Here is a 13767-nt window from a genome sequence, read left to right on the forward strand (position 1 = left end):
TCAATCTTCGGCGCGGATTCCTGAAATTTTGCAACGCGCTGCAAGACATGAACTTTTTTCCGTAACGCGCCGAACAATCTGTATTTGGCGCTCGTTATTTTTCTTCCGCCCGCCATACTGCCGACATGAAAAAACAACAGGGCTATACGCTCATTGAAACGGTGGTCGCGATGTCGCTCATTATCATTCTCAGCGCCACAGGACTTTATGGCTGGCAACGCTGGCAGCAGCAACAGCGCCTGTGGCAAACCGCATGTCAGGTGCGGGATTACCTGCTGCAACTTCGTGAGGACGCTCACTGGCATAACCGCGATCATATTCTTCGCGTGGTCAGCGAAGGCGGTTCATGGTGCTTTGTCAGCTCTGTTGCTACGCAAACATCGTGTACGCCATCTTCCCCCTTTGTGTTTACGCCCGACTGGCGTGATGTCGTCCTTGCCGATATCACGCCGTCGTTAGCCTTCTTTGGCCTGCGCAATACGGCATGGGCAGGGCACATCGTACTGAAAAACGCTGCCGGAGAGTGGCGTCTGGTCGTCTCCTCCTGGGGGCGAATCAGGCTATGCGAGCATAATGAGGCCGCCACGTGTCAATAACCACGCGGGGGTTCTCGCTACTGGAGGTTGTGCTGGCGATGGCGATAGGTTCCATTTTACTGCTTGGGTCCGCACGATTTTTACCGGCGCTACAGCGTGAGATCTGGCACAACACGCGACAGTTATCGCTGGAAGATGAAATCTGGCAGCGCACCTATACCGTAGCGAAGCATCTTCAACGTGCGGGTTACTGCCATGGCCACTGTACTGGCGAAGGGTTACATCTTGCTGAACAGGGGCAATGCGTCATCGTTCAGTGGGACGGGAATAATAACGGTGTCTGGGATACCATACCGGCGAAAGAGGCCGACCAGACCGGGTTCCGTATGAAGGATAACGTTCTGGAGACATTACGCGGAGCAACATCTTGCCAGGGTAAGGGATGGGAAAAAATGACCGATCCCAATACGGTACTCATCACGGCGTTTACCGTTGAGCGCCGGGATATAACGGGATTCTCGCCAGTGCTCATGCTGCATCTGCGCGGCGCCAGCAAAGCCGAGCCTCAGACGGTTATTGACGCGCAATACAGCGTAACGGGATTTAATCTGTGAATCGGGAACGTGGCGCTTCTTCGCTAATACTGGCGCTTTTAATACTGATTCTGGGTAGTCTGCTACTGCAAGGCGTAAATCAGCAGCAGGCCGGCTATGCCGCCCGCGTAACGACGCAGAGCCTGGCGATACAACGCCAGGCGCTCGTACAGTCGGCGCTGGAATGGGGGCGGGGGCAGCTATGGTCAGGCGTAACCGAAATGGAATGTCGGCGCTATTCCCCTTCAGGAGCGAGGGTCTGTTTGCGGAGATTATCGGGGGATGAGGTGGTGATGGCGGCGCAAGATGACGGCATGACGTTATGGCGTTTGGGCAACGTCATTCAGGGAAGCATTGTCTTTTCTCCCCACGGCTGGAGCGATTTTTGTCCGTTAAAAGAGGTGGCGTTATGTCGCATCCCCTGAATTTACAACGCGGGTTTAGCCTCCCGGAAGTTTTAGTGGCGATGGTTCTAATGGTAATGATCGTCACCGCGCTGTCAGGCTATCAGCGGGTATTAATGCACAGTTTTGCATTACGACACCAGTATCTTCAGATCTGGCGGCAGGCGTGGCAGCAAACGGCGCTGTATCCATTTTCGCCTGCTGAAGGCTGGAAGGCCAACCGGATGCAGACAACGCAATCGGGATGTGTCAGCATCAGCGTCACGATGGTTTCACCCTCTGGCAGGCAGGGGCAGATGACGCGCTTGCATTGTCCAAATCGTTAATCGTCAGGAGTAATTATGTTAAGGGTCTACCACTCCAATCGTCTGGATGTGCTGGAAGCGTTGATGGAATTCATCGTCGAACGCGAGCGGCTGGATGATCCCTTTGAACCAGAAATGATTCTGGTACAAAGCACGGGTATGGCGCAGTGGCTGCAGATGACCCTTTCACAAAAGTTTGGTATTGCGGCGAATATCGCTTTTCCGTTACCGGCGAGTTTTATCTGGGAGATGTTTGTCCGCGTGTTGCCGGATATTCCCAAAGAAAGCGCTTTCAGCAAACAAAGCATGAGCTGGAAACTGATGACCTTGCTGCCGCAGTTGCTGGATAAGGATGAGTTTGTATTGCTGCGCCATTATCTGACCGACGACACCGATAAACGCAAACTCTTTCAGCTTTCCGCGCGCGCCGCTGACCTGTTCGATCAGTATCTGGTTTATCGGCCTGACTGGCTTACGCAGTGGGAAGCGGGAAAAACCGTGGAAGGTCTGGGAGAGGCGCAAAACTGGCAGGCGCCGCTGTGGAAAGCATTGGTGGAATATACCGCCGCGCTGGGGCAGCCGCGCTGGCATCGCGCCAATCTCTACCAACGCTTTATTCAAACGCTGGAGAGCGCGACCGCCTGCCCGCCAGGGTTGCCGTCCCGCATTTTTATTTGCGGCATTTCCGCGTTACCGCCAGTGTATCTCAGAGCATTGCAGGCGCTGGGTAAACATATTGAAATCCATCTCCTTTTTACTAATCCGTGTCGGTATTACTGGGGGGACATTAAAGACCCTGCCTGGCTGGCAAAACTCATGGCTCGCCAGCGTCGTCACAGTTTTGAAGACCGTCATTTACCGTTGTTCCGTGAAAACCAGAATCCGGAAGCCTTATTTAACAGCGACGGTGAACAGGATATCGGTAATCCGCTACTGGCCTCATGGGGAAAACTGGGACGGGATTATATCTACCTGCTATCTGAACTGGAAAACAGCCAGGAGCTGGATGCGTTTGTTGATATTACGCCAGATAATCTTTTGCATCGGATTCAGGCGGATATCCTTGAACTGGAAAGCCATGCGGTGGCGGGCGTAAATCTTGAGGAGTATTCGCGCAGCGACAATAAGCGTCTGCTCGATCCCGAGGATAACAGCCTCTCTTTTCACGTTTGTCACAGCCCGCAGCGCGAGGTGGAGATACTGCACGATCGCCTGCTGGCGATGCTGGAAGCCGATCCGACGCTAACGCCGCGCGACATTATCGTTATGGTGGCTGATATTGACAGCTATAGCCCGTTTATCCAGGCGGTATTTGGTAGCGCGCCAACGGAGCGCTATCTGCCTTATGCCATTTCCGATCGGCGGGCGCGTCAGTCACATCCGGTGTTACAGGCATTTATCAGCCTACTTTCGTTACCGGACAGCCGCTTTGTCTCCGAGGATGTTCTGGCGTTGTTAGACGTACCGGTATTGGCTGCCCGCTTTACGATCAACGAAGAAGGGCTGCGTTATTTGCGCTTGTGGGTCAATGAGTCAGGTATTCGCTGGGGAATTGACGATGACAACGTGCGCGAGCTGGAACTTCCTGCCACGGGGCAGCATACGTGGCAATTTGGCCTGACGCGTATGCTGCTGGGGTATGCGATGGAAAGCGCCCAGGGCGAGTGGCAGTCGGTTCTGCCTTATGACGAATCCAGCGGTCTGATTGCTGAGCTGGTCGGGCATCTGGCTTCGCTGCTGATGCAGCTTAATATCTGGCGGCGCGGTCTGGCGCAGGAGCGACCGCTGGAAGAGTGGTTGCCCGTTTGTCGCGACATGCTCAATGATTTCTTCCTGCCCGATGCGGACACGGAAGCGGCAATGACATTGATTGAACAGCAGTGGCAGGCCATTATCGCCGAAGGCGTCGCGGCGGAATATGGCGACGCGGTACCGATTTCGCTACTGCGGGATGAACTGGCGCAGCGTCTGGATCAGGAACGTATTAGCCAGCGCTTCCTGGCGGGCCCCATCAATATTTGTACGCTGATGCCGATGCGTTCCATTCCGTTCAGAGTCGTTTGCCTGCTGGGAATGAACGACGGCGTATACCCGCGCCAGCTTGCGCCGTTGGGCTTTGACCTGATGAGCCAAAAACCCATGCGCGGGGATCGAAGCCGTCGCGACGATGACCGCTACCTGTTTCTGGAAGCGTTAATTTCGGCGCAGCAGACGCTGTATATCAGCTACATCGGTCGCTCCATCCAGGATAATAGCGAACGCTTTCCCTCTGTACTGGTGCAAGAGTTAGTGGATTACATCGGGCAAAGCCACTATTTGCCGGGCGACGAAACGCTGACCTGTGATGAGAGCGAAACACGAGTCAAAGCGCATATTACGCGTCTGCATACCCGTATGCCTTTTGATGCGCAAAATTACCAACCCGGCGAACAGCAAAGTTATGCCAGAGAGTGGTTGCCTGCGGCGAGTCAGTCGGGGAAAGCGCATTCTGACTTTGTGCAGCCGCTTCCTTTTACGATGCCGGAAGCATTGACTCTGGAAAGTCTGCAGCGTTTTTGGGCCCATCCGGTACGCGCATTTTTTCAGATGCGGCTTCAGGTTAATTTCCGCTCGGAAGAGAGTGAGATTCCTGATGCGGAACCGTTTGAATTAGAGGGATTGACGCGATATCAACTTAACCAACAGTTGCTCAATACGCTGGTTGAAGAGGACGACGCCGAACGCTTGTTCCGCCGTTTCCGGGCTGCGGGAGAGTTGCCTTACGGCGCGTTTGGCGAAATATTCTGGGATGCGCAGTGTCAGGAGATGCAGCAACTGGCAAGCCGGGTTATCGCCTGTCGTAAGCCGAGCCAAAGCCTGGAAGTGGATCTGCTTTGCAATGGCGTTCAGCTAACCGGCTGGCTACCGCAGGTACAGGAGGATGGATTATTGCGCTGGCGTCCCGCTTTAATCAGCGTGGCGCAAGGTGTGCAACTTTGGCTGGAACACCTTGTCTATTGTGCCAGCGGCGGTAGTGGCGAAAGTCGCCTGTTTTTGCGCAAAGAGGGAGAGTGGCGATTTCCGCCTCTTGATAAAACGCAGGCAATGGCTTACCTGGCGCAACTGATTGAAGGCTACCGGGAAGGCATGTCTTCTCCGCTATTGGTACTGCCGGAAAGCGGCGGCGCATGGATAAAAGCCTGTTATGACGCTGAAAATGATGTCATGTTAGACGACGATGACACCTTACAGAAGGCCAGAACAAAGTTTCTACAGGCTTATGAAGGCAACATGATGGTGAGCGGCGAAGGCGAAGATATCTGGTATCAACGTCTTTGGCGTCAGCTGGAATCTGAAACGTTGCAGGCTATCATTGCGCAGTCACGGCATTACCTGTTACCGCTGTTTCGTTTTAATCAGTCTCGTTGATTGTATGAAAATCGCGCCATTAAAAGGCTTCGACTATGATGCGCTCTTCGTCACGGACTGATTACTGATAAAAAAATGCTGCCTGGTTCAGCACAATAATATCCCGTTCTGCTCAGGTCGATGGTTTACGTGGCCATACAGATGAGTGGGAATGAAAGTTAATGATGAGGTCCGTGAATGCCCCGCAGCACCTGGTTCAAAGCGTTATTGTTATTGGTCGCCCTCTGGGGGCCTGCAGTTCAGGCGGATATCGGTTGGCAACCGCTGCAAGAAACTATCCGTAAAAGCGATAAAGATACCCGGCAGTATCAGGCGATACGTCTTGATAATGACATGGTGGTGTTGCTGGTATCCGATCCGCAGGCTGTAAAGTCGCTTTCAGCGTTAGTGGTACCCGTTGGATCGCTTGAAGATCCTGAGGCTCATCAGGGGCTTGCTCATTATCTTGAGCATATGTGCCTGATGGGGTCAAAAAAATATCCGCAGGCGGATAGCCTTGCCGAATACCTTAAAAGACATGGCGGTAGCCACAACGCCAGCACCGCGCCTTATCGAACAGCCTTCTACCTGGAGGTTGAAAACGACGCGCTTCCAGGCGCCGTAGATCGCCTGGCCGACGCCATTGCCGCGCCATTGCTCGATAAAAAGTATGCCGAACGCGAACGAAACGCGGTGAATGCCGAGCTGACGATGGCGCGTACCCGCGACGGTATGCGTATGGCGCAGGTAAGCGCCGAAACCATTAACCCGGCGCATCCAGGCTCGCACTTTTCTGGCGGCAATCTGAAAACGCTAAGCGATAAGCCGGGAAATCCGGTGCAACAGGCGTTGATCGCTTTTCATGAAAAATACTATTCATCTAATCTGATGAAGGCGGTGATTTACAGTAATAAACCCTTGCCGGAACTGGCGCGTATTGCCGCCGCAACCTATGGTCGCGTGCCGAATAAACAGATTAAAAAACCGGAAATTAACGTACCTGTCATCACCGAGGCGCAGAAGGGCATCATTATTCATTACGTGCCGGCGCTACCGCGTAAAGTGCTGCGCGTGGAGTTTCGTATTGATAACAATAGCGCGCAGTTCCGTAGCAAGACCGATGAACTGGTCTCTTATCTGATTGGCAATCGTAGCCCGGGGACGCTCTCTGACTGGCTGCAAAAACAAGGACTGGTCGAAGGTATTAGCGCGGATTCCGATCCGATTGTTAATGGTAACAGCGGCGTATTTGCCATTTCGGCAACGCTGACTGATAAAGGTTTGGCCAATCGTGATGAAGTTGTCGCAGCTATCTTCAGCTATCTCAATACGTTACGTGAAAAAGGGATAGACAAACGTTACTTTGACGAGCTGGCGCATGTGCTGGATCTCGACTTCCGCTATCCGTCGATTACCCGCGATATGGACTATGTCGAATGGCTGGCGGACACTATGATCCGCGTCCCGGTAGCGCATACGCTGGATGCGGCGAATATCGCCGATCGTTACGATCCTGCCGCTATCAAAAATCGCCTGGCGATGATGACGCCGCAGAATGCGCGCATCTGGTACATCAGTCCCCAGGAACCCCATAATAAGATTGCGTATTTTGTGGATGCGCCTTATCAGGTCGATAAGATTAGCGAACAGACGTTTAAAAACTGGCAGAAAAAAGCACAGGGCATTGCGTTGTCGCTGCCGGAGTTAAACCCCTATATTCCTGATGATTTTACGCTTGTTAAGAATGACAAAAACTACGTGCAGCCAGAACTGATTGTCGATAAAGCGGATTTGCGCGTGGTTTATGCGCCGAGTCGTTATTTCGCCAGCGAGCCAAAAGCTGACGTGAGCGTGGTATTGCGTAACCCGCAGGCGATGGACAGCGCCCGCAATCAGGTACTGTTCGCCCTTAATGATTATCTGGCGGGAATGGCGCTAGATCAGCTCAGTAACCAGGCGGCAGTGGGCGGCATTAGCTTTTCTACTAACGCCAACAATGGTCTGATGGTCACTGCGAACGGTTATACCCAGCGTTTGCCGCAGCTTTTCCTGGCGTTGCTGGAAGGATATTTTAGCTACGACGCCACGGAGGAACAGCTGGCGCAGGCGAAATCCTGGTATACGCAGATGATGGATTCTGCGGAGAAGGGAAAAGCCTACGAACAGGCGATTATGCCGGTGCAGATGATTTCGCAGGTGCCTTATTTTTCCCGTGATGAACGTCGCGCTTTGCTGCCGTCCATTACGTTGAAAGAGGTGATGGCCTATCGTAATGCGTTAAAAACGGGCGCTCGTCCGGAATTTCTGGTTATAGGGAATATGAGCGAAGCCCAGGCGACCTCTCTGGCGCAAGATGTTCAAAAACAGCTCGCGGCGAACGGATCGGCGTGGTGTCGTAACAAAGACGTGGTGGTTGAGAAAAAGCAGTCCGTAATATTTGAAAAAGCGGGCAGTAGCACCGACTCCGCGTTAGCCGCGGTCTTTGTCCCGGTCGGCTACGACGAGTATGTCAGCGCCGCCTACAGCGCGATGTTAGGTCAGATTGTTCAACCGTGGTTTTACAATCAGCTACGAACCGAAGAGCAACTGGGATACGCCGTTTTCGCCTTTCCGATGAGCGTTGGCCGTCAGTGGGGAATGGGATTCCTGCTACAGAGCAACGATAAACAGCCCTCTTACCTGTGGCAACGCTATCAGGCATTTTTCCCTGACGCCGAGGCGAAGCTGAGGGCGATGAAGCCGGAAGAGTTCGCCCAAATTCAGCAGGCGATCATTACGCAAATGCGCCAGGCACCGCAAACGTTGGGCGAAGAAGCATCCCGTTTAAGCAAGGATTTCGATCGGGGTAATATGCGCTTTGACTCGCGTGATAAAATCATCGCTCAGATAAAATTGCTGACGCCACAAAAGCTTGCCGACTTCTTCCACCAGGCGGTGGTGGAACCACAAGGTATGGCAATATTGTCACAGATTGCTGGTAGCCAGAATGGAAAAGCAGAATACGTGCATCCGACAGGCTGGAAAGTGTGGGATAACGTCAGCGCATTGCAGCAAACGTTACCTCTAATGAGCGAAAAGAATGAATGATGTCGCCGAGACTCTTGATCCTCTGCGCTTGCCCCTGACAGGCGAGCGTTTGATTGAAGCATCAGCGGGCACAGGCAAAACGTTTACTATCGCGGCGCTGTACCTGCGGTTATTGCTCGGTTTAGGCGGCAGTGCCGCATTTCCCCGTCCGTTGACCGTTGAAGAACTGCTGGTGGTAACCTTTACGGAGGCCGCTACTGAAGAGCTGCGTGGGCGAATCCGCAGTAATATCCATGAGTTGCGCATCGCCTGTCTGCGGGAAAGCACGGATAATCCGCTGTATGCCCGCTTGCTGGAAGAAATTAGCGACAAAAAGCAGGCCGCGCAGTGGTTATTACTGGCGGAACGACAAATGGACGAGGCCGCGGTCTTTACCATCCACGGTTTTTGCCAGCGTATGCTCAGCCTGAACGCTTTCGAATCCGGTATGTTGTTTGAGCAACAGCTTATTGAAGACGAATCTTTGTTGCGTTATCAGGCCTGCGCCGATTTCTGGCGGCGTCATTGCTATCCGCTGCCGCGCGACATCGCGCAGGTGGTGTTTGACGTGTGGAAGGGGCCGAAGGCGCTCTTAAAAGATATCGATCGTTATCTGCAGGGCGAAGCGCCGGTCATTAAAGCGCCGCCATCGCAGGAGGAGACGCTGGCATCGCGTCATGAACAGATCCTGGCGCGCATCAACCAGGTGAAGCAGCAGTGGTGTGAGGCGGTTAGCGAGCTGGACGCGCTGATCGAATCATCCGGCATCGATCGCAGAAAATTCAACCGCGGCAATCAGGCGAAATGGATCGAAAAGATCACCGCGTGGGCGCAAGAAGAGACGAAAAACTATCAATTACCCGAGGCGTTGGGAAAATTTTCACAGCGTTTTTTAGCTGAGCGCACCAAAGCTGGCGGCGTGACGCCCCAGCACCCATTGTTTGTCGCCATTGATAACCTGTTGGGCGAACCGCTATCGATTAAAGATCTGGTTCTTACCCGAGCGCTATCAGAGATCCGTGAAACGGTGGCTCAGGAAAAACGCCGGCGCGGCGAGCTGGGGTTTGACGATATGCTCAGCCGTTTAGATACCGCGCTGCGTAGTGAAAGCGGCGAGGCGCTGGCTACGGCGATTCGTACCCGTTTTCCGGTGGCGATGATCGATGAATTTCAGGATACCGACCCACAACAGTACCGTATTTTTCGCCGTATCTGGCGACATCAACCCGATACGGCGCTATTGCTGATTGGCGATCCTAAGCAGGCGATTTATGCGTTTCGTGGCGCGGATATCTTTACCTACATGAAGGCTCGCAGCGAAGTGAGCGCGCACTATACGCTTGACACTAACTGGCGCTCCGCGCCGGGGATGGTGAATAGCGTTAACAAGCTGTTCAGTCAGATGAATAACGCCTTTATGTTCCGCGATATTCCCTTCAGTCCGGTAAAGTTTGCGCCCAGAAACCAGTCGCTGCAATTTAAAGTGAATGACGCGCCTCAACCGGCGATGACCCTGTGGCTAATGGAGGGGGAAAGCTGCGGTTCGGGCGATTATCAAAGTTATATGGCGCAGGTGTGCGCCACGCAAATTCGCGACTGGCTGCGTGCCGGGCAAACGGGCGACGCGCTGCTGACGAACGGCGATTCGTCGCGGCCCGTTCGCGCCTCGGATATTAGCGTGCTGGTGCGCAGCAGGCGGGAAGCCGCGCTGATACGGGATGCGCTGACCTTACTGGCGATCCCCTCCGTCTATCTTTCTAACCGCGACAGCGTATTCGAAACGCTCGAAGCGCAGGAGATGCTGTGGGTGTTGCAGGCGGTGATGGCGCCCGAACGTGAGAATACGCTGCGTAGCGCTCTGGCGACATCAATGATGGGCCTTACCGCGCTGGATATCGAAACGCTTAACAATGATGAAAATGCGTGGGATGCGGTTGTTGAAGAGTTTGATGGCTACCGACAGATTTGGCATAAACGCGGCGTGATGCCTATGCTGCGCGCGCTAATGTCGGCGCGCAATATTGCTGAAAACCTGCTGGCGACAGCGGGAGGCGAACGTCGGCTGACGGATATTCTGCATATTAGCGAACTGTTACAGGAAGCCGGTTCGCAGCTGGAAAGCGAACATGCGCTGGTGCGTTGGCTGGCGCAACATATCCTTGAACCCGATAGCAATGCTTCCAGCCAGCAACTACGTCTGGAAAGCGATAAGCATCTGGTGCAAATCGTCACCATTCATAAATCGAAAGGTCTGGAATACCCGCTGGTCTGGTTACCTTTTATCACCCATTTCCGCGTGCAGGACCAGGCTTTTTATCACGACAGGCACTCCTACGAGGCGGTGCTGGACCTTAGTCACGCCGAAGAGAGCATAGCACTGGCGGAAGCCGAACGCCTGGCGGAAGACCTGCGCCTACTTTATGTCGCGCTGACCCGTGCAGTGTGGCATTGCAGCCTCGGCGTCGCGCCGCTGGTGCGGCGTCGTAGCGATAAGAAAGGCGAGACGGATGTGCACCAAAGCGCGCTTGGGCGACTCCTGCAAAAAGGCGAACCGATGGATGCCGCAGGCCTTCGCGCCTGTATTGAGGCGCTATGCGACGAGGATATCGTGTGTCGAACGCCAGGCAATACGGATAACGACCGCTGGCAAATTGCCGCTGCATCGCACGCGGAACTCAGCGCCAGAACGCTGCAACGCCTGCTTTATGATAGCTGGCGCGTCACCAGTTATTCCGGTTTGCAGCAGCGGGGACATAGCGTGGCGCAAGATCTTATTCCTCGTCTCGACATTGACGCCGCAGGCGTTGGCGAAGCGGCGGAAGCGCCGGCAATGACGCCGCATCACTTTCCTCGCGGGGCATCGCCGGGAACATTTTTGCACAGCCTGTTTGAAGAACTTGATTTTACTCAACCGATAAACCCCCAATGGGTACAGGAAAAACTGGAGCTGAGTGGTTTTGAAACGCGATGGGAGCCCGTACTTACCCGCTGGCTGGACACCGTGTTACACGTTCCCCTTAACGAGACGGGCGTTAGTCTGAGCGTGCTGACCGAGCGTGAAAAACAGGTCGAAATGGAGTTTTATCTGCCGATTGCCCAGCCGCTTACCGCCGGAGAGCTGGATGCGTTGATTCGTCGATACGACCCGCTTTCAGCAGGTTGCCCTGCGCTGGATTTCATGCAGGTTCGCGGCATGTTAAAGGGCTTTATCGACCTGGTGTTCCGTTATGAGGGGCGCTATTACCTGCTCGACTATAAATCTAACTGGCTGGGCGAGGATAGCGCCGCTTATACCCAGACGGCGATGGCTGCGGCGATGCAGGCGCATCGCTATGATTTGCAGTACCAGCTTTATACGCTGGCATTGCATCGTTACCTTCGTCATCGAATGGCGAATTACGACTATGAACGCCATTTCGGCGGCGTCATCTATCTCTTTTTACGCGGGGTGGATAGCGAACGTCCGCAGCAGGGTATTTTTACCACTCGTCCTGCGGCGGCGTTAATTAACCAACTGGATGATATGTTTGCAGGTGAAATGAGTGAGGAGGCGCAATGACAATCCAGGAGCGGTTGCTGGAGGCCGTTGAACAAAAATTATTACGGCCCATTGATGCCCAGTTTGCTTTAACCGTCGCCGGTAACGACGATCCCGCCGTGACGCTGGCGGCAGCGCTGCTTAGTCATGACGCAGGTGAAGGTCACGTGTGTCTGCCGTTGTCGCGTTTAACGTTAACAGAGGAGGCGCATCCCTTACTGGTCGCCTGGATAAGCGAAACGGCTACGCCAATTGACTGGAAAAAGCGGTTACTGGCGTCTGCGGCGGTTAGCTGCGGCGATAGCCCCGCGCCGTTAATTCTGTGCGGCGATCGCCTCTACCTGAATCGCATGTGGTGCAACGAGCGTACGGTTGCGCGCTTTTTTAACGAGGTTAACCAGGCCATCGCCGTAGATGAAGCGCAGTTATCCCGTATTCTGGACGCGCTTTTCCCTCCGACAGAGGAGGTGAACTGGCAAAAGGTGGCCGCCGCCGTAGCGCTAACTCGCCGTATCTCCGTGATTTCAGGCGGTCCCGGCACCGGTAAAACCACCACCGTCGCGAAGCTGCTGGCGGCATTAATTCAAATGGCGGATGGCGAACGTTGCCGTATCCGGCTGGCGGCGCCGACCGGGAAAGCGGCCGCACGCCTGACGGAGTCGCTTGGCGCGGCGTTGCGTCAGCTTCCTCTTACCGATGCGCAGAAAAAGCGTATACCGGAGGACGCCAGTACGCTGCACCGACTGCTGGGCGCACAGCCCGGCAGCCAGCGATTACGCCATCATGCGGGCAACCCGTTGCATCTGGACGTGCTGGTGGTCGATGAAGCATCAATGATTGATTTGCCGATGATGTCACGTTTGATTGACGCTCTGCCGCCGCACGGGCGGGTCATTTTTCTTGGCGATCGCGATCAGTTGGCATCCGTTGAGGCGGGCGCTGTGTTGGGCGATATTTGCGCCTATGTCAACGCAGGGTTTACGGCGGAACGCGCCCGACAGCTAAGTCGACTAACAGGGAGCGCTATTCCGGCGGGGGCCGGAACGCAAGCCGCGTCTTTACGCGATAGCCTCTGTTTGTTGCAAAAGAGCTACCGTTTCGGCAGCGATTCTGGCATCGGCAAGCTGGCGGCGGCGATTAACTGCGGCGACAGGTCGGCAATCCAGGCGGTTTTTCAGCAGGGGTTTAGCGATATAGAGAAGCGTACATTGCAAAGCAGCGACGATTATGCCGGGATGCTGGATGAAGCGCTGGCGGGCTATGGTCGCTACCTGCGGTTGCTGCATGAGAAAGCGACGCCGGAGGCAATCCTTCAGGCTTTCAATGAGTATCAACTGCTTTGCGCGCTGCGCGAAGGCCCATTTGGCGTGAGGGGATTGAATGACCGCATTGAGCAGGCGATGGTGCAGCAACGAAAAATTCAGCGGCACCCGCATTCTCGCTGGTATGAAGGGCGTCCGGTAATGATTGCGCGCAACGATAGCGCGCTGGGGTTATTTAACGGCGATATTGGTATTGCGCTCGATCGCGGACAGGGGTTACGCGTCTGGTTTGTGATGCCGGACGGCACCATCAAGTCCGTTCAGCCCAGCCGTCTGCCGGAACATGATACAACCTGGGCGATGACGGTACATAAATCACAGGGGTCTGAATTTGATCACGCCGCGCTGATTTTACCCAGCCAGCGTTCGCCGGTCGTGACGCGGGAGCTGGTGTATACCGCTGTTACGCGAGCGCGGCGGCGGTTATCGCTGTATGCCGATGAACGGATCCTGGCAGGCGCGATTGTGACGCGTACGGAGCGGCGCAGCGGGCTAGCCACCTTATTTGATGAAGTCAGTCGTACCGGATAAGACGAGCTCTCGCCGGATGGCGACGCGTAGCGTCTTATCCGGCCTCCAAATGACGCTTTCGAGCGTAGGCCTGATAAGCGCAGCG

Annotated in this window: 8 protein-coding genes; all 8 read left to right on the top strand. The window is 54.6% G+C overall.

Annotation, left to right across the window (positions count from 1 at the left end):
* Nucleotides 1-125: 125 nt before the first annotated feature.
* The 8 genes from ACLJQD_RS01995 to recD all read left to right on the top strand — a co-directional run bounded on the left by ACLJQD_RS01995 (nt 126) and on the right by recD (nt 13682).
* Nucleotides 126-596, top strand: coding sequence for a prepilin peptidase-dependent protein (locus ACLJQD_RS01995; protein ID WP_017441103.1), 471 nt, complete (start codon nt 126-128; stop codon nt 594-596).
* A complete protein-coding gene (locus ACLJQD_RS02000; protein WP_000029156.1) occupies nt 587-1150 on the top strand; it encodes a prepilin peptidase-dependent protein in 564 nt (187 codons plus the stop codon). The genes ACLJQD_RS01995 and ACLJQD_RS02000 overlap by 10 nt, the downstream gene beginning before the upstream one ends.
* The gene (locus ACLJQD_RS02005) at nt 1147-1554 is read left to right on the top strand and encodes a DUF2509 family protein (protein WP_017441104.1); all 408 of its coding nucleotides are present in this window, start codon (nt 1147-1149) and stop codon (nt 1552-1554) included. Before ACLJQD_RS02000 ends, ACLJQD_RS02005 begins: the two co-directional genes overlap by 4 nt.
* The gene (locus ACLJQD_RS02010; protein ID WP_000019294.1) at nt 1539-1859 is read left to right on the top strand and encodes a prepilin-type N-terminal cleavage/methylation domain-containing protein; all 321 of its coding nucleotides are present in this window, start codon (nt 1539-1541) and stop codon (nt 1857-1859) included. Before ACLJQD_RS02005 ends, ACLJQD_RS02010 begins: the two co-directional genes overlap by 16 nt.
* 15 nt (nt 1860-1874) lie before the next feature.
* Nucleotides 1875-5246: an exodeoxyribonuclease V subunit gamma gene (recC, locus tag ACLJQD_RS02015; RefSeq protein ID WP_017441105.1), complete on the top strand. Its 3372-nt coding sequence runs from the start codon at nt 1875-1877 to the stop codon at nt 5244-5246.
* 177 nt (nt 5247-5423) lie between these two features.
* Nucleotides 5424-8312 (top strand): pitrilysin, encoded by a 2889-nt coding sequence (gene ptrA, locus ACLJQD_RS02020; protein ID WP_017441106.1) that lies wholly within the window; start codon nt 5424-5426, stop codon nt 8310-8312.
* Nucleotides 8305-11850: an exodeoxyribonuclease V subunit beta gene (recB, locus tag ACLJQD_RS02025; protein WP_017441107.1), complete on the top strand. Its 3546-nt coding sequence runs from the start codon at nt 8305-8307 to the stop codon at nt 11848-11850. Before ptrA ends, recB begins: the two co-directional genes overlap by 8 nt.
* A complete protein-coding gene (gene recD, locus ACLJQD_RS02030; RefSeq protein ID WP_017441108.1) occupies nt 11847-13682 on the top strand; it encodes an exodeoxyribonuclease V subunit alpha in 1836 nt (611 codons plus the stop codon). Before recB ends, recD begins: the two co-directional genes overlap by 4 nt.
* Nucleotides 13683-13767: the final 85 nt, after the last annotated feature.

The organism is Salmonella sp. SAL04214 (genome assembly GCF_046550615.1).
Lineage (GTDB): Bacteria > Pseudomonadota > Gammaproteobacteria > Enterobacterales > Enterobacteriaceae > Salmonella > Salmonella enterica.